Genomic DNA, 18625 nt, shown 5'->3' with positions numbered 1-18625 from the left:
CGGAAAGGTGAATAAGCGTCGACATCGCAAATGAATGCGCCTACAACTTCAAAAACAAACACCCCAACCAACCAACCAACCAACCAACCAACCAACCAACCAACCAACCAACCAACAGTCAAGCCTTCAGAGCCTTCTTGGGATATATATCATACCGACTCGATTTCCCCTCCAGACTATGACTCGGCTTGGCCCCCTCGATAATTGGCGCCTTGCGCGGCCGCTTGACCACCACCCGATGCGTGGCGAGCGCCAAAGCCGCCTCGAGCAAAGCCGGCGCATCCAGGTCATCGCCGACCAAAGGCCTGAACACCCGCATTTCCTTCTTCACCAAGGCACTCTTGTCCCGATGCGGAAACATCGGATCGAGGTAGATCACCTGCGGCGCCTCCCCCTCCCAAGCCCGCATCCGCTCGATCGCATTACCAGTCAGCAAGCGCATGCGCGCAACGATCGGAGCAATCTCCTCATCTCCACGCGCCCGCGCCAGCCCATCTTCCAGCAGCGCGGCAATCAACGGCTGACGCTCGATCAGGGTCATCTGGCAACCCAGGCTGGCCAGCACGAACGCATCCTTGCCCAGCCCCGCCGTAGCGTCGAGCACCTGCGGCCGCACGCCCTGGGCGATGCCCACGGCCTTGGCGATCATCTGCCCATTGCCACCCCCGTACAACCGCCGGTGCGCCGCCTGCCCCTCGACGAAATCCACCCGCACCGGCCCCGGCGCCTGCGGCCCGAGCTGCTGGATCTGCAGCCCCTCGCCCCCCAGCTGCACGGCGAACTCCGCGGCTTCATCGACCAACGGCAAGCCCAGCCGCTCGGCCCATGCCTCGGCCTGCGCCTGGAACTGCGGGGCCAGTGCCTCAACCCTGATACCTGCGCCCTGCTGCTGCTCTACCATCCGTTCCCGCACTCGAAATAAATTAATGAAACCCCGGCCAGAGCCGATACAGGCAATATCCCGCTATTCTGCCAGAGCTCAACGTCCGCGACTGCCATGTCAGACACTCTTCCCATCGGCTTGACCTACTTGTCGCCCGTCGGCAACTACGGTCGACAGAATACCCAGGCACTGGGGGGCGTAAGCCACCTGTGGCAGGATTTCTTCGCCCAGGCCATGGCAGAGCAGTCGCAAGGCGAAGTCGACACCTTCAGCCAGGCGCTGATGCAGTGCGACCAGGACAGCGGCGAACCGGTCGGCGGCGCCCGTGCCCTGGCCCTGATCGACGCCCAGCGCGCCCTGCCGGTTCATGACACCGAGGTTGCCCCGCCCGAGCCGCTGTTCCTGCCCAAGGCAGAACTCGAAGCCAAGCTGCTGCCGCCCGCCCCCGAGCCCTTCGACACCGTCGAACTGATCGAGCAACAGCGCCAGCTCGACATCAGCAACAGCTGGCTGCGCCCGGTGGTCATGAGCCAGGGCCACCCCACCGCCGAGCCCGGCCCCGGCCCATCGCCACGGCCGCTGTTCCTGCCGATCGCCGAGTTCGAGACCAACCTGCTCGACCCTGCGCCCGAACCCTTCGACGAGCAGACACTGGCCAAGCAGCAGAACGACCTGGAGTTCGATATCCACTGGGCGCGCCCGGTGGTGCTGAACAACGTGCGCGTCCACGCCTGAATTCAACGGCAGATCTGCCAGAAGCCCATGTCCAGGTGAAAGTGGTTGTGGTGCGCGGCGTTGTAGTCCGGCCCCAAAGCCGTGCTGAAGCTTTCGCAGGCCGCCGCCTGCACTTGCCGCAGGAACTCAGCCTTGGGGCCTTCTCCCTGCCAGTCCTGGGCCAGCACAATGCGCTGGCCATCCTTCAGACGAAAACCACTGATATCCAGCGCATTGGCCGTGGCATGCTGGCTGAGCCGGCCTTGCTTGCGGTGGTAGACATTGCGGCAGGCGAAACTGCCCAGATGATCGACCTGGGTCACCGGCTGACCAAACACCCGCTGCGCCGCCGGCTGCAATCCATGCATTTCGAACAATGCATAGGCCACCGCCAGCGGACAACTGGCGAGGAAACTGCTGCTCAAGCGCGCCTGCCCGCCCTCCACACGCCAGACGTTGCGCAACGGGCAAGCGGCCTGCGCCGGGCTGTCACTCTGCTGGCGATAACGCAGCGTGGTGGTCTGCAACGCCTGGCGGCATAGCTCGGGATCGTCGCCCAGACGCGACAGCTTGTAAGGCGTCAGCAGATTCGGGGGCTGCCGAACATCCAGAGCGGCCCAGGGGTTCCAGGCAGCCGGCGGGCGCCAGCCCATCAACCAGGCGAGCAGCACAACCAACAGCAGGCTGACCAACGCAGTCAACGCTCTACCCATGGGCCCTCAACGGCGGAACAAGTCATTGAGCTGGGCAAATGGCAGAGCCTGCTCGCCATAGCCGAAGGTGCCCTGCTCACGGATCTCCAGCGCGGCCCGCTGGAAAGCGCCCAACGCCACCCGCGCCAGCGAGGAGCCGACACTGATGCGCTTCACGCCAAGGTCCTGCAGCTGATTCACGCTCAACGTCACCCCCGGCATGCCCATCAGCACATTCACAGGCCTGGGCGCGACAGCCTGCACCACCGCCCGGATCTCGTCGACGCTGCGCAGACCGGGCGCGTACAGCACGTCCGCTCCGGCCTCGGCATAGGCTTGCAACCGGCGGATGGTGTCGTCCAGGTCGAGACGCCCGTGCAGCAGGTTCTCGGCGCGGGCACAGAGGGTGAAGGGGAAGGACAGGCTGCGGGCGGCCACGACGGCGGCGCGCACCCGTGCCACGGAGAGTTCGAAATCGTAGATCGGCGCGTCGTTGCGCCCGCTGGCATCCTCGATCGAGCCACCCACCAGCCCCACCTCGGCAGCGCGCAGGATGGTCTGCGCGCAGTCTTCCGGCAAATCGCCGAAACCATTTTCCAGATCAGCCGCCACCGGTAACGGCGTGGCGTCGACGATGGCGTGGGCATTGTCGAGGGTCTCCTCGAGCGTCAGCGCGCCTTCGGCATCCGGCCGCCCGAGGCTGAACGCCAAACCGGCACTGGTCGTGGCCAGCGCCTCGAAACCCAGGCTGGCCAGCATCCGTGCGGAGCCGGCATCCCACGGGTTGGGAATGACGAACGCGCCATCACGCTCATGCAGTGCCTTGAAGGCCTCGGCTCGCAGGGTTTGCACATCCATGGTTCAACCTCCGACAGTCAGATCACAGTAGCCCCAGTTGTTCGACCTCAGGGGCGCGCGGCAATTCAGGCAGCGACGCCAAGCCTGGCAACAGGGTCATCAGGCGCTGGTGAAAACGTTGGGCCAGTGCCGCGGCCAAGCGGTTGTCCGAGGTATGCAGGAATACATACGGGCGGCGCCCCTCCTCAATCCAGGCGGCGACCTTGTCCACCCAGGGCGTGAGAAAGCGTTCGTTTGCCTCGAGCTCGGGATGGCCGATGAAGCGCACCTGCGGATGTTGGGTAAAGGCTGCCGGGCGCGGCGGCACCTTGGGCTTCTTGGCCTGGGCATGGAGCACGGCGGGTTCGCGCGAGGCGCAGCTGAACAGCGCACGCGGGTCCAGGCAGATGCGCTCGACACCGCGTTCATGCAACAGGCGGTTGAGCTGACGCTCCTCCTCACCACGGGCAAAGAACGCGTCGTTGCGCACCTCCACCGCCACCGGCACGCCGATCTCATCGAGAAAGTGCGCAAGCTCGCCCAGGCGCGCCGGGCCGAACATCGCCGGCAACTGCAGCCAGTAAGGCGACACGCGCTCGCCCAAGGGGGCCATCAGCCGGGTGAAGTCCAGCGCCGAGTCGAGCTGCTCGCGCAGGTCGCCCGCGTGGCTGACATCCCCGGGAAACTTGGCGGTAAAGCGAAACCCCATCGGCATGATCTGCGCCCAACGCTCGACCGTTGTCGGCGCGGGGCGGGCATAGAACGTGGTGTTGCCTTCGACGGCGTTGAATACCTGGCTGTACAGCCCGAGGAACTCGCTGGTGCGGGCGTCGGCGGGGTACAGGTACTCGCGCCAGGCGTTTTCAGCCCAGGACGGGCAACCGAGGAAATAAGGGAGGGGTGATGGCGTCATCCATCAAATGTACAGGTCCAGCCCCAGCACTTCCATCTCCCAGTCGGTGAAGCCGGCAGTGGTCAGGTAGCTGGCCAGCGCCGTGGAGGTACGCCGGTCGCGGGCGCGGGGGTAGATCAAGTCCTGCTGGCGGGCCGGCAGGTTCTCGCCGCGACGGCTGGCACGGCTGACCTGCGCGTCGATGTCCTCGATGATCTCGGCATCGGCTTCGTCGATGGCTTCGCCACGCGCCGGCGCCTTGCGAGGCGCACGCTTGATGGGGTAGCTCTGTGAGGAGAAGCCGTCGATACGCATGACAGGGGCACTCAGGATCAATGATGGCAATTTAGCAGCATCAGGAATCCTTCGCTAATGCCCGAACTGATAACTGGACCACAGAACGCGCAAAAGGTTTTATCGTGAACGGCGATAGCCGACGAACTGCATTCAACGCGCCTTGGGCGTAGCTACATTATCGCGCAGGTACACCGGTTGCGCCTGCTCGGCGGCGACCGTCTCGCCCCGCGCCCAGGCGAAGCCAGCCAGGGCAAGGATGTCCAGGGCATTGGGCAAGGCAACGGCATCGCTGGCCGCAACCTGCACGGCTAGCCGCTCGGCATAGCCCCAACCGGTGCCGGCGCCGAACCACTTGCCATCCAGGTCTTGCGGCAGCGCAACCCGCTCGGGTGGCAGCACCATTTCCTGGCCGATCAGGCGCATCTCACCCTGCTCGGCGCGATAGCAGCCCCAGTACACCTCGTCCATGCGCGCATCGATGGCCGCGGCCACCTGCTGCACGCCCCGCTCACGCAGCGCGCCCTGGGCCAGGGCCGCCAGGTTGGACACCGGCAGCACCGGACGCTCGAGGGCGAAAGCCAGCCCCTGGACCACGCCGATGGCGATACGCACGCCGGTGAAAGCGCCCGGGCCACGACCGAAGGCGATGGCGTCCAGCGCGCCCAGCGCCACGCCCGAGTCGGCCAGCAGTTGCTTGATCATCGGCAACAGCTTCTGCGCGTGCAGGCGTGGGGCCACCTCGTAGTGGCTGGTCACCTTGCCGTCGTGCAGCAGCGCGACGGAACAGGCTTCGGTGGCGGTATCCAGGGCCAGCAAGGTGGTCATCGAACGAGGTATCCAGGCGACAGGGGAAAAAGAGCGGCAGTATAAACGACAACGGCCCGCAAGCGGGCCGTCGTGACGCACGGTGATGGATCAGCTCAGGGCTGCCAGCACCTTGGCGGTGATCGACTCGACCGAGCCGACGCCTTCGATGTGGCTGTACTTCGGCTTGCCGGCGTTGGCGGCCGACAGCTTCTGGTAGAAGTCCACCAGCGGCTTGGTCTGGCTATGGTAGACCGACAGGCGGTGACGCACGGTTTCTTCCTTGTCGTCGTCGCGCTGGATCAGGTCTTCGCCGGTGACGTCATCCTTGCCTGCCACCTTCGGCGGGTTGTACTGGATGTGGTAGGTGCGGCCCGAGGCCAGGTGCACGCGGCGACCGGCCATGCGGCCGACGATTTCTTCGTCGTCCACGGCAATCTCGACCACCGCGTCGATGTCGACACCGGCGGCGACCATGGCTTCAGCTTGCGGGATGGTGCGCGGGAAGCCGTCGAACAGGCAGCCTTTGGCGCAGTCCGGTTGAGCGATGCGCTCCTTGACCAGGCTGATGATCAGCTCGTCGGAGACCAGCTGGCCGGCATCCATGACCTTTTTCAACTCCAGGCCCAGCGGGGTGCCGGCCTTGACGGCGGCACGCAGCATGTCACCGGTGGAGATCTGCGGAATACCGAACTTCTCGGTGATGAACTTTGCCTGAGTACCTTTACCGGCCCCGGGAGCTCCCAGCAGAATTACGCGCATCTTGTGCTCCTCATATTTTTCTTTGCAAATCAACGGATTCGGCGCACAAGGCCAACTCCGGAAAATCGGACGAGACCGTAAAATCGGTCAAAAGGCTGCTCAAGATACACAGCGCCCGTCCCCCCGACAAGCGTCCAAAAGTGCCAGGAACGGGCCGCCCGCCGCTGGCCGGGGCACTGGTTGCGCCCGGCGCAACCGGCCGTCGGGGGTTGGCGCAGGAGCAACCCCGCCAATCACCGAGACCGGTCTCGAACGACCTCAGCCGGTATTGCGCAAACCTGCCGCGATCCCCGCCACGGTCACCAGCAAGGCCTGCTCCAACGGGCTGTCCAGAGCGGCTTCACGGCGGCGCGAGCGCGCCAGCAGCTCGGCCTGCAGGCGGTGCAACGGGTCCAGGTAGGTGTTGCGCAGGCGGATGAATTCCAGGGTTTCCGGGCTGTGCGCCAGTAGCACCGGCTGCCCGGTCAGGCCCAGTACCACCTGGCACGACTGCGACAATAGGTCGCGCAGGTGCGCGCCCAACGGCAGCAGTTCGGGTTGCACCAGACGTTCGTCGTAGGCCTCGGCGATTTGTGCATCGGCCTTGGCCAGGACCATCTCCAGCATGTCGATGCGGGTGCGGAAAAACGGCCATTGCTCGCGCATCTGCGCCAGCAGCGCCCCCTGCCCGCGTGCCAGGGCATTGTTCAACGCCGTTTCCCAGCCCAGCCAGGCCGGCAGCATCAGCCTTGTCTGGGTCCAGCCGAAGATCCACGGAATCGCCCGCAGGCTCTCGATACCCCCGGCGCGGCGCTTGGCCGGGCGGCTGCCCAGCGGCAGGCGACCGAGCTCCTGCTCGGGGGTGGACTGACGGAAGTATTCGACGAAGTCCGGATTCTCGCGTACCACGCCGCGGTAGGCCTTGACGCCATCGGCGGCCAGCTGGTCCATCAACGCGCGCCAGGCCGGCTCCGGCGGTGGCGGCGGCAACAGGGTCGCCTCCAGCACGGCGGCCAGGTAGAGGTTGAGGTTCTGCTCGGCAATACCCGGCAAGCCGAACTTGAAACGGATCATCTCGCCCTGCTCGGTGGTGCGGAAACGCCCGCCCACCGAGCCCGGCGGTTGCGACAGGATCGCCGCGTGGGCCGGGCCGCCGCCGCGCCCGACCGTGCCGCCCCGACCATGGAACAGCAGCAGCTCGACCTGATGCTCGCGGCAGATGCGCACCAGGTTCTCCTGAGCGCGGTACTGGGCCCAGGCCGCCGCGGTGGTGCCGGCATCCTTGGCCGAGTCGGAATAGCCGATCATCACCTCCTGCGGCCCTTGCAAGCCGGCGCGGTAGCCCGGCAAACCAAGCAGGCGTTCCATCACCGGGCCCGCGTTGTCCAGGTCGGCCAGGGTCTCGAACAGCGGCACCACGCGCATCGACCGGGTCAGCCCGGCCTCCTTCAGCAGCAACTGCACCGCCAGCACATCGGAGGCCGCGCCGGCCATGGAGATCACGTACGACCCCAACGACGCCGCAGGCGCGGCGGCGATTTCGCGGCAGGTGGCGAGCACCTCGGCGGTCTCGGCCTGGGGCTGGAAGTGCGCCGGCAACAGCGGGCGACGGTTTTTCAGCTCAGCCTGAAGGAACGTGATGCGGCGCTCCTCGTCCCACTCGGCATAGCGACCGAGGCCGAGGTAGTCGGTGATTTCCGACAGCGCGTCGCGGTGGCGGGCGGCATCCTGGCGCACGTCCAGGCGCACCAGGAACAGACCGAAGGTCACCGCCCGGCGCAGGCAGTCGAGCAACGGGCCGTCGGCGATCACACCCATGCCGCATTCATGCAGCGACTGGTAGGCCAGCTCCAGCGGCGCGATCAGCTCGCGATTGTCCACCAGCACCGCGGCGCTGGCCGGCTGCGTGCTCGTCAGCGAGGCATGGGCCCAGGCGCGGGTGGCGCGCAGGCGGTCACGCAGCTGCTTGAGCAGGGCGCGATAAGGCTCGGCGCTGTCGCCGACCTTGTCCTTCAGCGCGGCGCTGGCCTGCTGCATGGACAGTTCAGCGGCCAGGCCGTCGATATCGCGCAGGAACAGGTCGGCGGCCATCCAGCGCGCCAGCAGCAGGACTTCGCGAGTGACCGTCGCCGTGACATTGGGGTTGCCGTCGCGATCACCGCCCATCCAGGAGGCGAAGCGTACCGGCGCCGACTCCAGCGGCAGGCGCAGCCCGGTGGCCTCGAACAAGGCCGCGTCGACCTTGCGCAGGTGGTTGGGAATCGCCTGCCACAACGAGTGTTCGATGACCGCGAAGCCCCACTTGGCTTCATCCACCGGGGTCGGCCGGGTGCGACGGATCTCCTCGGTGTGCCAGGCTTCAGCGATCAGGCGGCGCAAGCGTTCGCGTACCTGCTGGCGCTCGCCGGGAACGAGGTCGCGGTGGTCCTGCGCGGCCAGTTGCGCGGCAATGGCGTCGTACTTCTGGATCAGGGTGCGGCGGGCCACCTCGGTGGGATGGGCGGTAAGCACCAACTCGATGTTCAGCCTGGCCAATTGCCGAGCCAGCTCATCGTTGCCGTGGCCCGCCGCCTTCAGCCGCGCCAGCAGTTCCGGCAGCACCCGCGCCTCGAACGGCTCGGGCTGGTCGGCATCGCGGCGCCGGATCAGCTGGTACTGCTCGGCGATGTTGGCCAGGTTGAGAAACTGATTGAACGCCCGCGCCACCGGCAGCAGGTCCTCCTCGGCCAGGTCGCCCAGGGTCGAGCTCAGTCGCTCGCCCTGCCCACGCCGATCGGCCTTGGCGCTGTGGCGGATGTCCTCGATCTTCTGCAGGAACGCCTCGCCATGCTGCTGGCGGATGGTCTCGCCCAGCAGTTCTCCCAAAAGGTGCACATCCTCGCGCAAGCGCAGATCGATATCACTCATCAGCCTTCTCCACTCCAGGAAACCGTATGCGCCCAAGAGTGCCCACTCGCGCCCGCGCCTGGCAAGCCGGAAGCGGCCAGAGCGACTAAAGTGAACACAGGACATCCGAAGCAATGCCATTACCAGGCTTTGACAGAGGTCATCATGAAAATTCGCCAACTCGCCCAGCACTGGGAACAGAACGCCGCCGGCCGCCTGAGCCCCACCGGCCATGTCCTGCACCTGGACATGGAAGCCGAAGCGCGCCTGGCCGCGCTGATCGACATGTACCCCAAGCGCAGCCCCGAGGAATTGCTGGGCGAACTGGTGGCGGCGGCGCTCGAAGAGCTTGAGGCCAGCTTCCCCTACATCAAGGGCCAGCAGGTGATCGCCACCGACGAGGAAGGCGACCCGCTGTACGAGGATATCGGCCCCACGCCGCGCTTCCTGGCCCTCTCCCGACGCCACCTGCAGGCCCTTGGCCGGGTGCGGGAAGAGCAGTCGCACTGAGCCTTTCCGGGTGCCGGGCAAGACCCGGCATACCGTCATCCACAGCGGAAGTTCCACGGAAATTCCGCTGACTGATTAGTCAGAAAAAAATACCTTTAGCGTGCAAATTTTTCTGAACTATTCAAAAAACGCCTCGGTCACAGCCAATAGCCATCACGGCAAAACCCTGTAAACACGGGCCTTTGCGCCCGACGCTGGCCACAGGGGAACAGCGATAGCCACCACGTGGCATCGTCGTTTAACAGGAGTGACCCAATGGAGTTGACCACCATGAAGACCCGCATCGTACAACCTTCCTCCACTCACCTGCGCGGGCTCAAGCTGGCCGCGCTGGCCCTGGGCAGCAGCCTGGTGCTGGCCGGCTGCGCGGGCAAGCCGCCGACCGAGCAATACGCCGTGACCCAATCGGCGGTCAACTCGGCGGTCAGTGCCGGTGGCACCGAATTCGCCGCGGTGGAGATGAAGGCTGCCCAGGACAAGTTCAAGAAGGCCGAGATCGCCATGCACGACAAGCAGTACGACCAGGCCAGGCTGCTGGCCGAACAGGCCGAGTGGGACGCCCGCGTCGCCGAGCGCAAGGCCCAGGCGGCCAAGGCCCAGAAGGCCGTGCAGGATGCCCGTCAAGGCATCAACGATGTACGCGAGGAAGGCCTGCGCAGCGCCGAATGAGCCCTGCCCAGCCTCATGAGCCTTCGTTAACGATCAAAGGATGAACACTATGCGCAACTACGTCATGATTCCCGCCCTGCTGGCCCTGAGCGTGGGCCTCGCCGCCTGCTCCCACGACCCGAACGCCAACCTGGAGTCGGCCCGCACCAACTTCTCCGCCCTGCAGAGCGACCCGCAGTCGAGCAAGGTGGCCGCGCTCGAGACCAAGGACGCCCAGGACTGGCTGAACAAGGCCGACAAGGCCTACATGGAGCGCGAGGACTCGAAGAAGGTCGACCAGCTCGCCTACCTGACCAACCAGCGCGTCGAAGTGGCCAAGCAGACCATTGCCCTGCGCGGCGCCGAGGCGGAACTGAAGAACGCCGCCGCCCAGCGCGCCCAGGCCAAGCTGGACGCCCGCGACGCGCAGATCAAGAAGCTGCAGGACAGCCTGAACGCCAAGCAGACCGATCGGGGCACGCTGGTGACCTTCGGTGATGTGCTGTTCGACTTCAACAAGGCCGTGCTCAAGAGCAGCGCCTACCCCAACGTCACCAAGCTGGCCCAGTTCCTCCAGGAAAACCCTGAGCGCAAGGTGATCGTCGAGGGCTACACCGACAGTGTCGGCTCGGCCAACTACAACCAGACCCTGTCCGAGCGCCGCGCCGGCGCGGTGCGCATGGCACTGGTACGAGCCGGCGTGGATCCTGCACGCATCGTCGCCCAGGGGTACGGCAAGGAGTATCCGGTGGCCGACAACGGCAGCAACTCGGGCCGCGCGCAGAACCGTCGGGTGGAGGTAACCATCTCCAACGACAACCAGCCGGTGGCGCCGCGAGCGGTGAGCCAAGTCCAATAAGGGCTGCTGTCTGAATGAAAGAACCCGCCTGATGGCGGGTTTTTTCATGCTTGACCTTCCGTCAAAAGCACCTTTGAAGACACCTTTAAAAGCACTAGACTGAGGCAACCACCCTTCTCGACAAATGGGTTGATACAACTATGACGTACCCTGTCCTCGCCGATCTGGCAGCATCCATTACCGACCTTAAGAAAGACCCAATGGGCACCATTCGCCAAGCGCACGGTGAAACCGTGGTGATCCTCAATCGGAACGAGCCCGCCTTCTACGCAGTACCGCCAGAGCGCTACGAGGCGATGATGGATCTGATTGACGATATCCAACTGGCCGAGCTGGTACGCCAGCGACTTGGCGGGCCTACCGTGAGGGTGGATATCGATGAGCTCATCGCCGACGCAGAGCGCGACAGCAAGCTACAACCTTGAGTTTGATTCACGAGCGCACAAGGAGTACCGCAAGCTCGAACCCACATTGCGCCTGCAGCTTGCCAAGAAACTCAAGGCCCGGCTGGCTCGACCCAGGGTTGAAAAAGACCGGCTCAATAACATGGCTGATTGCTACAAGATCAAATTGAGATCAGCCGGCTACCGCTTGGTCTACCAGGTGATTGATCAGCGCGTGGTAGTGCTTGTCATTGCGATCGGCAAACGTGAAAGATGCGATGTCTATTCAGTCGCCAGCGCGCGATTGAACTGATCGGGCCGCACTGCAGCAGCCCCATCATTCACTGCACCTGCTGCGGCGTCTCCTGCCCCATGCAGCGCACCGCGCGTTTGCGGTTGTCCACCAGCACCCCGGTCAGGCCCTTTTGCTCTGTATCGAACAGCACCAGCACGCCATCGATGCACTGTGCCACTTGCGGCGCCGGCGTCAGCGAGACCTTGTAGTCTTCCCCCGGAATGGTCTTGAGCATGGTGAAATCCTGCAACAACAGCGCATCCTCGGGCTTGGCGAAATGCAGGTAGCCGTAGTACCAGAGGGTTCCCACCGTCACGATGATGCTGCCGACGCCGGTCAGGATCAGCGGGATGGCGTTGCGTTCTTCACTCATTGCTTGTTCTTCTCGTCAGGGTAGTTGGGTACTTCGGCCAGGCGGCGCAGGCCGTTGAAATGGGTAGGGTCCTCCAGGAAGCGCAGCATCACCTGGCGCCAGGTCGGGTCGGCGAAGGTCTGCACATGGTCGCCCCGGGTAAGCTGCAGCACCCGGGGCGGCGGCGCCTGGCGGTACAGGCGCAGGCCGTTGTCCAACGGCACGAGGTTGTCGTCGATGCTGTGGAAGAACAGCTTCGGCGGGCTGTCCAGGCGGGCGATCGAGTTGATCGCGCTGTCGCCGTCCGGCACCAGCCACGACAGCGGCACCTGCAGTGGCCAGGTCATCCACGAAGTGCTCAGGGCGTAACGCCCCACCGCCCTGTAGCTGGCCGGCACGCCATCGAACACCAGGGCGCTGAAGCGTCGGCGCTGCTCGGGGTGCTGGGCCAGGTAATGGATGGCCATGGCCCCGCCGAGGCTCTGGCCCAGCAGCACCAGCGGCCTGCCCTGGGCCTGGGGCGCCTTGTCGAGCCAATCCAGCGCCGCGCCGATGTCGCCATACACTTCAGGCAATGTCGGCTTGCCCTGGGACAGCCCATAGCCGCGATAGTCGATCATCAGCACCTGGTAGCCCGCCTTCGGCAGCCAGTAGCTGCCGCCCAGGTGCCAGGCCAGGTTGCCACCATTGCCATGCAGGTGCAGCACCGTGCCCTTGACCTCGGTACCCGCCGGCACGGGCAGCCACCAGCCATGCAGGCGCGTGCCGTCGGCGGCGTGGAGGGTCAGGTCCTGGTACTGCAGGTGGGCCTTTTCCGGGGTGAACGGCTGGCCGGGCTCGGGATAGAACAGCAGGCTGCTGCAGCCGCCCAACAGCAGCAACCCGAGGCCGAAGGCGAGGTGACGGCAGGCGTCAGAGAATGTTCGCGTAGTCGGCTTCAATACGGTCCAGGCTCAGGTGGTTGAGGAAGTTGGAGAAGCACATCCAGGCCGACAGGGCGTTGAGGTCGCGGAACTGCTCGGGCAGGTACTTGGGCGGTTCGACCAGCCCTTCCTCGACCAACTGGCGCAGCGTGCGCATGTCTTCCAGGGTGGTCTTGCCGCAGAACAGCAACGGGATCTGCTCGAGCTTGCCCTTCTTCACGGCCAACTGAATGTAGTTGTAAACCATGATGAAGCCCTTGAGGTAGGACAAGTCCTTGGTAAATGGCAGGCCATTGGGCACCGAGCCACGGAACACCCGGCTGGCGTTGCTGTAGCTCTGCCCCATCTCGAAGCCCTGGCCGCGGAAGAACTCGAAGACCTGCAGGAAGTCGGCGCCCTCCTCCACCATGTGGATGGCACGGGTGCGGTTGGTGAGCTTGCGCAGGCGGCTGGGGTAGGAGGCGAAGGCGATCACCTCCATGAGGATGGCCAGGCCCTCCTGGGTCACCGTCGACGAGGGCGGGCCCTTGGCCAGGAAGGTGCAGATCGGCTGGTTCAGGCCGTTGAGGGTGGTACCGACGTGCACCAGGCCTTCATGCACCTCCAGGGCGCGCACATCGCGGCTGTTGAACATGGCGTCGGCGCGCACCTTGATGTAGTCGGCGCCGGCCGCGGCGTCAGCGACGATGCCATCGGACTCGAACACGCGGATGGTCTCCTCGGCCTCGCCGAACACCTTGTTCAGGCGACGCTGGAGGATCGCCACCGCTTCCTTGGCCGTGAGGTTCTTCGGCTCGTCCTTCAGGTCGCCGCGACCGTCGATGTTGTTCAGGTAGTCCGAGAGCATCAGGCCCAGGTCGGCCAGGGTCGGATCACCGGCGTGGAAGGCGTCGGAGGCGGCGCCGTAGAGCTCCTGGGAGATCAGTCCGAAGTCCTCGGTGCCGCGTGCCTCGAGCATGCGCACCACCATGCGGTATTCCTTGCACATGCGCCGCATGATCTGCCCGACCGGGTTGAACTGGCCCAACTGCCGGGTGATATCGCGCTCGATGCTCTGGAACTCGGCCTTCACCGCGCTGGAGTCGAATGACAGCGGGCGGTTCTGGTAGTAAGCACGGTCCACTGCCGGTGGTTCCTTGCCCTTGGCCTTGAGGAAGCCCTGGCGGATGCCGTCGTCCCATTTCACCGCGTCGAGCACGCGGATCGGGGTCTGGGTGGCGACGATGCGGTCGGACAACGTGCGTATGGTCTGCTGGTACTCGTCCACGCGGGACTCCTTCTTGGAGCCTCATCGCGGGGCAAGCCCGCTCCCACAACCAGGAGCGGGTTTGCCCCGCGACGAGGCCGGTATGCTCACTGCTATTTACCGGAACGCTGGAAGCGCGCCACCTCGACGAACAGATCGGAGTTGGCGGGATCGTCCAGGTACGCCAGCACCCGCTCGGTGGGGCTGTCGATCAGCACACCCTCGCCGTTATCTTCCGGCACTTCGGTATTGCGTCCGCTCAGTTCTTTCTTGGCGACGGCCTGCTGCACCTGCTCGACATCGAGGTTGTAGACCACCAGCTGCTTGCCGTCGATCACCTCGAAGCCACCGATCAGGAAGTTGCCGCCCAGGCGCCTGGGCACGCCGGCCGACAGGTACCAGCGGTTGCCATGCCGGGCCACGGTGAAGGCGTATTCCTCGGGGGCCTTGCCCTGGGCACGGGCCACCGCCTTGTAGGTGTTGCCGCCGGCGCGGCTGATGCTCAGCTTCAGCGGCTGGCCCCAGGCGTCCTTGCTGCTCCACTGCCCGAGCAGGGCCTTGGGCGCCGGCTGGTTGGCCGGCAGCGGCTCGTCGAACGTCACCAGACAACCGCCCAGCAGGAGGAATGACAAGGTCAACAACACCACACGCCAGGCTTTCATCAGGTTCTCCTTGAAAAGTCGTTCACCACTCAGGCCGAGGCCAGCACCATCTGCAGGTATCGGACAAGGATAGCGAGCATCTGCTCATCGGCCTGCGCATTCGCATCCTTGAGCAGGCCCTGATATTCCATCTGCTCGATTATCGCCGTCAACATCTGGGCATCCTGCTCGGGCTGACGCGAACCGACCACCTGCAGGATCTGTCGCGCGCCATGCAGCAGGATCTGCTCGTGGGCCTGCACCAGTTCGGCCAGGCGCGGGCACAGCAGCGCCTCCTGGCGGAAGGCCTGCTCGGCCATGAGGAAGTCGCGGCGGTTGTTCAGTTGGCGCAGGACGTAGTCGGCCAGCATGCGCGCCACTTCATCGGCCAGGTGCGCCCGGGCCTCGGGGGTGCCGTCGCCCTGGGCCAGCAACTGGCGCAGCACGCCTTCGGTGTTGGTCCAGAGCTTGGCCATGTAGGCCGCGCTGCGCTCGACGTACTGGGCGAAGGTATCGGCCAGCAGGTCCTGGATATCCTTGAAGTAGTAGGTGGTGGCCGACAACGGCACACCGGCCTCGGCGGCCACGGCGCGGTGGCGCACGCCGCGCACGCCATCGCGCACGACGATGCGCATGGCGGCGTCGAGGATCTGCTGGCGGCGCTGCTCGCTGCCCTGGCGGGCGGTCTTGCGGCCCTGGTACTGCACGCTCTCGGCGACGGCGGTGGCGATGCCGGCGGCGCCCTGGTGGGGCATTGCGGGGGTCACTCTGGTTTACCTCACGAACAGTGGGTTGCCGGTGCGGGCCTCCTCGCGGGGCAAGCCCGCTCCCACGTTACACCACAACGCTCAAGCCCTGCGGTGCAACTGTGGGAGCGGGCTTGCCCCGCGAGGAGGCCCGCACTGACAACATAAAGCTTCAGGCATGAAAAAGCCGCCTCGAAAGGCGGCTTGTTCAGATCGCTCAGGCCTGTGGACGCATGTGCGGGAACAGGATCACGTCGCGGATCGACGGCGAGTTGGTCAGCAGCATCACCAGGCGGTCGATGCCGATGCCTTCACCGGCGGTCGGCGGCATGCCGTATTCCAGGGCGCGGACGAAGTCGGCGTCGTAGTGCATGGCCTCGTCGTCACCGGCGTCCTTCTCGGCCACCTGGGCCAGGAAGCGCTCGGCCTGGTCTTCGGCATCGTTGAGCTCGGAGTAGGCGTTGGCGATCTCGCGGCCACCGATGAACAGCTCGAAGCGGTCGGTCACGGCCGGGTTGTCGTCGTTGCGACGGGCCAGCGGCGAGACTTCGAACGGGTACTCGGTGATGAAGTGCGGCTGCTCCAGCTTGTGCTCGACCAGCTCTTCGAAAATCATCACCTGCAGCTTGCCCAGACCTTCGTGGCCGAGCACCTTGGCGCCGGCTTTCTTGGCGATCTCGCGGGCACGGTCGACGTCCTGCAGGTCGGCGGCAGTGAGCTCCGGGTTGTACTTGAGGATCGAGTCGAACACCGACAGGCGCACGAACGGCTCGCCGAAGTGGAACACCTTGTCGCCGTACGGCACATCGGTGCTGCCCAGTACCAGCTGCGCCAGCTCGCGGAACAGTTCCTCGGTGAGGTCCATGTTGTCGCGGTAGTCTGCGTAGGCCTGGTAGAACTCGAGCATGGTGAATTCAGGGTTGTGACGAGTCGAAACACCCTCGTTACGGAAGTTGCGGTTGATCTCGAACACCTTCTCGAAGCCACCGACCACCAGGCGCTTGAGGTACAGCTCCGGCGCGATGCGCAGGAACATGGCCATGTCCAGGGCGTTGTGGTGGGTTTCGAACGGCTTGGCCGCGGCGCCGCCGGGGATGGTCTGCAGCATCGGGGTTTCGACTTCGAGGAAGTCGCGCTCGATGAGGAACTTGCGGATGTGCGAGATCACCTGCGAACGCACACGGAAGGTGTGGCGGGTTTCCTCGTTGACCATCAGGTCGACGTAGCGCTGGCGGTAGCGCTGTTCGGTGTCGGTCAGGCCGTGGTGCTTGTCCGGCAGCGGGCGCAGCGACTTGGTCAGCAGGCGCACGCTGGTCATCTCGACGTACAGGTCGCCCTTGCCGGAGCGGGCCAGGGTGCCTTCGGCGCTGATGATGTCGCCCAGGTCCCAGGTCTTGACCGCGGCCAGGGTTTCTTCCGGCAGGGTCTTGCGGTTGACGTAGACCTGGATGCGGCCGGTCATGTCCTGGATGACCATGAACGAGCCACGGTTGAGCATGATGCGACCGGCGACCTTGACCGGGATGGCGGCTGCTTCCAGCTCTTCCTTGGTCTTGTCCGCGTACTGTTTCTGCAGGTCGTTGCAGTAGCTGTCGCGGCGGAAGTCGTTGGGGAAGGCATTGCCCTTGGCGCGCTCGGCGGCAAGTTTTTCCTTGCGCAGGGCGATCAGGGCGTTTTCTTCCTGTTGCAGGTCTTGCGCTTCGGTCTTGAGGTCGCTCATGTCGTCATTCTTTCCATCAGGTGTTCGTTGCCCCTGTCGGGCAGGGCACGCGATACGGGCACCGGGCCTCGTATCGCGGCGGTGGTGTGCGGTTTACAGCCCCTGCTTGAGGCTCGCTTCCAGGTACTGGTCGAGGTCACCGTCCAGGACCTTCTGGCAGTCGCTGCGCTCGACGCCGGTCCGCAGGTCCTTGATGCGCGAGTCGTCGAGCACGTAGGAGCGGATCTGGTGGCCCCAGCCGATGTCCGACTTGCTGTCTTCCAGGGCCTGGGAGGCGGCGTTGCGTTTTTGCATTTCCAGCTCGTACAACTTGGCCCGCAGCATTTTCATGGCGGTGTCCTTGTTGGCGTGCTGGGAGCGTTCGTTCTGGCAGGCCACCACGGTGTTGGTCGGCACGTGGGTGATACGCACCGCCGAGTCGGTGGTGTTGACGTGCTGACCACCGGCACCGGAGGAGCGGTAGGTGTCGATGCGCAGGTCGGACGGGTTGATCTCGATCTCGACCTTGTCGTCGATCTCGGGCGAGACGAACACCGCCGAGAACGAGGTGTGGCGACGGGCGCCGGAGTCGAACGGGCTCTTGCGCACCAGGCGGTGCACGCCGATCTCGGTGCGCAGCCAGCCGAAGGCGTACTCGCCCTTGATGTGCACGGTGGCGCCCTTGATTCCGGCGACTTCGCCTTCGGACAGTTCGATGATGGTGGCATCGAAGCCGCGCTTGTCGGCCCAGCGCAGGTACATGCGCAGCAGGATGTTGGCCCAGTCCTGGGCCTCGGTGCCGCCGGAGCCGGCCTGGATGTCCAGGTAGGCGTTGTTCGGGTCCATCTCGCCGCTGAACATGCGACGGAACTCAAGCTGGGCGAGGGATTCCTCAAGCCCTTGCAGCTCGGTCTCGACATCGCTGACAGCGCCTTCATCGCCCTCCTCGACAGCCATGTCGAGCAGGTCCTTGCAGTCGGTCAGGCCGTTGGACAGTTTATCGAGGGTCTCGACCACCTGCGCCAGCATGGCGCGCTCGCGGCCTAGGGCCTGGGCATACTCGGGTTTGTTCCAGACAGCGGCGTCTTCCAGCTCGCGGTTTACTTCGACCAGACGATCATGTTTGTGATCGTAGTCAAAGATACCCCCGAATGGACTGGGAACGCTCGGTGAGGTCCTTGATGGTGTTCAGGATCGGTTGGATTTCCATGGGCGGGCAGCTCTCGTGCGAATTCGGTGAAAAGCCCGCGAGTATAACCGAGTCTGGGGTCCGGCGGCAGACCCGCCGGGCGGTCTGGGCGCAAACCCCTTTACGCCCGATTCCCGGCGTTGCCGTTGCCGTTGCCGTTGCCGTTGCCGTTGCCGTTGCCGTTGCCGTTGCCGTTGCCGTTGCCGTTGCCGATCAGGAGTCTAGCGCCATACCCAGCTAGCGACAGCTGCGCCAGTCCAGGCGCCGCCCGTACCTTCGCGACTTCAGGAGGCCGAACGCAGGCCTTGCGAAGGGAGGTGACGGGCATGGATGCCCGTCAAGCGCTGGGGCCCAGGATGGGCCCTGCAGCGCGGTCCTCCCGGGAGCA

22 protein-coding genes are annotated in these 18625 nt (G+C 65.1%); 6 read left to right on the top strand and 16 right to left on the bottom strand.

All coding sequences use genetic code 11. The features are described 5' to 3' along the window. Positions 1–118 precede the first annotated feature (118 nt). Positions 119–901 carry a class I SAM-dependent methyltransferase gene (locus HU735_RS26185; protein ID WP_186716368.1) on the bottom strand — a complete coding sequence of 261 codons (783 nt, stop codon included), beginning with the start codon at positions 899–901 and terminating at the stop codon, positions 119–121. A 96-nt stretch (positions 902–997) separates the two neighbouring features. Between HU735_RS26185 and HU735_RS26180 the strand changes: the two genes are divergently transcribed. Beyond that, positions 998–1618 (top strand): energy transducer TonB, encoded by a 621-nt coding sequence (locus HU735_RS26180; RefSeq protein WP_186716367.1) that lies wholly within the window; start codon positions 998–1000, stop codon positions 1616–1618. A 2-nt stretch (positions 1619–1620) separates the two neighbouring features. Here the strand turns inward: HU735_RS26180 and HU735_RS26175 are convergent, their stop codons facing one another. From HU735_RS26175 to ppc, 7 genes are all read right to left on the bottom strand, one after another. After that, positions 1621–2310: an extensin family protein gene (locus HU735_RS26175; protein ID WP_186716365.1), complete on the bottom strand. Its 690-nt coding sequence runs from the start codon at positions 2308–2310 to the stop codon at positions 1621–1623. A 6-nt stretch (positions 2311–2316) separates the two neighbouring features. After that, positions 2317–3147, bottom strand: coding sequence for an isocitrate lyase/phosphoenolpyruvate mutase family protein (locus tag HU735_RS26170; RefSeq protein WP_186716363.1), 831 nt, complete (start codon positions 3145–3147; stop codon positions 2317–2319). 22 nt (positions 3148–3169) lie between these two features. Further along, a complete protein-coding gene (locus tag HU735_RS26165; RefSeq protein WP_186716362.1) occupies positions 3170–4039 on the bottom strand; it encodes a DUF72 domain-containing protein in 870 nt (289 codons plus the stop codon). A gap of 3 nt (positions 4040–4042) precedes the next feature. Further along, positions 4043–4333 carry a hypothetical protein gene (locus HU735_RS26160; RefSeq protein ID WP_186716360.1) on the bottom strand — a complete coding sequence of 97 codons (291 nt, stop codon included), beginning with the start codon at positions 4331–4333 and terminating at the stop codon, positions 4043–4045. Positions 4334–4465: 132 nt separating this feature from the next. Further along, entirely contained in the window at positions 4466–5140 is a 675-nt protein-coding gene (gene tsaB / locus HU735_RS26155) for a tRNA (adenosine(37)-N6)-threonylcarbamoyltransferase complex dimerization subunit type 1 TsaB (protein WP_186716359.1), read from the bottom strand. A gap of 90 nt (positions 5141–5230) precedes the next feature. Continuing rightward, on the bottom strand, positions 5231–5881 hold the full coding sequence (adk, locus tag HU735_RS26150; protein ID WP_186716357.1) for an adenylate kinase: 651 nt from the start codon (positions 5879–5881) through the stop codon (positions 5231–5233). Positions 5882–6139: 258 nt separating this feature from the next. After that, the gene (gene ppc, locus HU735_RS26145; protein WP_186716356.1) at positions 6140–8767 is read right to left on the bottom strand and encodes a phosphoenolpyruvate carboxylase; all 2628 of its coding nucleotides are present in this window, start codon (positions 8765–8767) and stop codon (positions 6140–6142) included. Positions 8768–8911: 144 nt separating this feature from the next. Between ppc and HU735_RS26140 the strand changes: the two genes are divergently transcribed. The 5 genes from HU735_RS26140 (at position 8912) to HU735_RS26120 (ending at position 11459) form a co-directional block, all read left to right on the top strand. Continuing rightward, the gene (locus HU735_RS26140; RefSeq protein ID WP_050704382.1) at positions 8912–9256 is read left to right on the top strand and encodes a hypothetical protein; all 345 of its coding nucleotides are present in this window, start codon (positions 8912–8914) and stop codon (positions 9254–9256) included. Between the two features lie 255 nt (positions 9257–9511). After that, positions 9512–9925, top strand: coding sequence for a DUF4398 domain-containing protein (locus HU735_RS26135; protein WP_186716355.1), 414 nt, complete (start codon positions 9512–9514; stop codon positions 9923–9925). Between the two features lie 49 nt (positions 9926–9974). Continuing rightward, positions 9975–10763: an OmpA family protein gene (locus HU735_RS26130; RefSeq protein ID WP_186716354.1), complete on the top strand. Its 789-nt coding sequence runs from the start codon at positions 9975–9977 to the stop codon at positions 10761–10763. A 140-nt stretch (positions 10764–10903) separates the two neighbouring features. Beyond that, positions 10904–11188 carry a type II toxin-antitoxin system Phd/YefM family antitoxin gene (locus tag HU735_RS26125; RefSeq protein ID WP_186716353.1) on the top strand — a complete coding sequence of 95 codons (285 nt, stop codon included), beginning with the start codon at positions 10904–10906 and terminating at the stop codon, positions 11186–11188. Continuing rightward, positions 11142–11459: a type II toxin-antitoxin system RelE/ParE family toxin gene (locus tag HU735_RS26120; RefSeq protein ID WP_186716345.1), complete on the top strand. Its 318-nt coding sequence runs from the start codon at positions 11142–11144 to the stop codon at positions 11457–11459. The genes HU735_RS26125 and HU735_RS26120 overlap by 47 nt, the downstream gene beginning before the upstream one ends. 28 nt (positions 11460–11487) lie before the next feature. On the opposite strand, the gene HU735_RS26115 is transcribed toward HU735_RS26120, so the two are convergent. From HU735_RS26115 to HU735_RS26080, 8 genes are all read right to left on the bottom strand, one after another. Further along, positions 11488–11814 (bottom strand): hypothetical protein, encoded by a 327-nt coding sequence (locus HU735_RS26115; RefSeq protein ID WP_050704378.1) that lies wholly within the window; start codon positions 11812–11814, stop codon positions 11488–11490. Further along, complete coding sequence (locus HU735_RS26110; RefSeq protein WP_186716342.1) at positions 11811–12734, bottom strand: alpha/beta hydrolase; 924 nt, start codon at positions 12732–12734, stop codon at positions 11811–11813. Before HU735_RS26110 ends, HU735_RS26115 begins: the two co-directional genes overlap by 4 nt. Then, entirely contained in the window at positions 12706–13983 is a 1278-nt protein-coding gene (locus tag HU735_RS26105) for a flavohemoglobin expression-modulating QEGLA motif protein (protein WP_110739502.1), read from the bottom strand. Before HU735_RS26105 ends, HU735_RS26110 begins: the two co-directional genes overlap by 29 nt. A 92-nt stretch (positions 13984–14075) precedes the next feature. Next, positions 14076–14624 carry a hypothetical protein gene (locus HU735_RS26100; protein WP_186716340.1) on the bottom strand — a complete coding sequence of 183 codons (549 nt, stop codon included), beginning with the start codon at positions 14622–14624 and terminating at the stop codon, positions 14076–14078. 29 nt (positions 14625–14653) lie between these two features. Then, entirely contained in the window at positions 14654–15358 is a 705-nt protein-coding gene (locus tag HU735_RS26095) for a TetR family transcriptional regulator (RefSeq protein WP_062360515.1), read from the bottom strand. A 208-nt stretch (positions 15359–15566) separates the two neighbouring features. Then, positions 15567–17069 (bottom strand): lysine--tRNA ligase, encoded by a 1503-nt coding sequence (gene lysS, locus HU735_RS26090; RefSeq protein ID WP_186716337.1) that lies wholly within the window; start codon positions 17067–17069, stop codon positions 15567–15569. A 93-nt stretch (positions 17070–17162) separates the two neighbouring features. After that, a protein-coding gene (gene prfB, locus HU735_RS26085) for a peptide chain release factor 2 (protein ID WP_139121065.1) occupies positions 17163–18258 on the bottom strand; the annotation gives its coding sequence in 2 pieces (ribosomal slippage) (positions 17163–18185 and positions 18187–18258; 1095 coding nt in all). A 100-nt stretch (positions 18259–18358) separates the two neighbouring features. Further along, positions 18359–18565, bottom strand: coding sequence for a hypothetical protein (locus HU735_RS26080; RefSeq protein ID WP_186716335.1), 207 nt, complete (start codon positions 18563–18565; stop codon positions 18359–18361). Between the last annotated feature and the right edge of the window lie 60 nt (positions 18566–18625).

Origin of the sequence: Pseudomonas sp. BW16M2 (genome assembly GCF_014268865.1) — a bacterium.
Lineage (GTDB): Bacteria > Pseudomonadota > Gammaproteobacteria > Pseudomonadales > Pseudomonadaceae > Aquipseudomonas > Aquipseudomonas peradeniyensis.
The sequence above is the reverse complement of the archived record's forward strand: the minus strand, read 5'-3'. Positions and strand labels throughout refer to the sequence as shown.

Excerpts from the sequence above, each read along its gene's own strand:
- HU735_RS26185 (WP_186716368.1), bottom strand. The coding sequence starts at position 901 with ATGGTAGAGCAGCAGCAGGGCGCAGGTATCAGGGTTGAGGCACTGGCC.
- HU735_RS26180 (WP_186716367.1), top strand. The coding sequence starts at position 998 with ATGTCAGACACTCTTCCCATCGGCTTGACCTACTTGTCGCCCGTCGGC.
- HU735_RS26175 (WP_186716365.1), bottom strand. The coding sequence starts at position 2,310 with ATGGGTAGAGCGTTGACTGCGTTGGTCAGCCTGCTGTTGGTTGTGCTG.
- HU735_RS26170 (WP_186716363.1), bottom strand. The coding sequence starts at position 3,147 with ATGGATGTGCAAACCCTGCGAGCCGAGGCCTTCAAGGCACTGCATGAG.
- HU735_RS26165 (WP_186716362.1), bottom strand. The coding sequence starts at position 4,039 with ATGACGCCATCACCCCTCCCTTATTTCCTCGGTTGCCCGTCCTGGGCT.
- HU735_RS26160 (WP_186716360.1), bottom strand. The coding sequence starts at position 4,333 with ATGCGTATCGACGGCTTCTCCTCACAGAGCTACCCCATCAAGCGTGCG.
- tsaB (WP_186716359.1), bottom strand. The coding sequence starts at position 5,140 with ATGACCACCTTGCTGGCCCTGGATACCGCCACCGAAGCCTGTTCCGTC.
- adk (WP_186716357.1), bottom strand. The coding sequence starts at position 5,881 with ATGCGCGTAATTCTGCTGGGAGCTCCCGGGGCCGGTAAAGGTACTCAG.
- ppc (WP_186716356.1), bottom strand. The coding sequence starts at position 8,767 with ATGAGTGATATCGATCTGCGCTTGCGCGAGGATGTGCACCTTTTGGGA.
- HU735_RS26140 (WP_050704382.1), top strand. The coding sequence starts at position 8,912 with ATGAAAATTCGCCAACTCGCCCAGCACTGGGAACAGAACGCCGCCGGC.
- HU735_RS26135 (WP_186716355.1), top strand. The coding sequence starts at position 9,512 with ATGGAGTTGACCACCATGAAGACCCGCATCGTACAACCTTCCTCCACT.
- HU735_RS26130 (WP_186716354.1), top strand. The coding sequence starts at position 9,975 with ATGCGCAACTACGTCATGATTCCCGCCCTGCTGGCCCTGAGCGTGGGC.
- HU735_RS26125 (WP_186716353.1), top strand. The coding sequence starts at position 10,904 with ATGACGTACCCTGTCCTCGCCGATCTGGCAGCATCCATTACCGACCTT.
- HU735_RS26120 (WP_186716345.1), top strand. The coding sequence starts at position 11,142 with ATGAGCTCATCGCCGACGCAGAGCGCGACAGCAAGCTACAACCTTGAG.
- HU735_RS26115 (WP_050704378.1), bottom strand. The coding sequence starts at position 11,814 with ATGAGTGAAGAACGCAACGCCATCCCGCTGATCCTGACCGGCGTCGGC.
- HU735_RS26100 (WP_186716340.1), bottom strand. The coding sequence starts at position 14,624 with ATGAAAGCCTGGCGTGTGGTGTTGTTGACCTTGTCATTCCTCCTGCTG.
- HU735_RS26095 (WP_062360515.1), bottom strand. The coding sequence starts at position 15,358 with ATGCCCCACCAGGGCGCCGCCGGCATCGCCACCGCCGTCGCCGAGAGC.
- lysS (WP_186716337.1), bottom strand. The coding sequence starts at position 17,069 with ATGAGCGACCTCAAGACCGAAGCGCAAGACCTGCAACAGGAAGAAAAC.
- HU735_RS26080 (WP_186716335.1), bottom strand. The coding sequence starts at position 18,565 with ATGCCCGTCACCTCCCTTCGCAAGGCCTGCGTTCGGCCTCCTGAAGTC.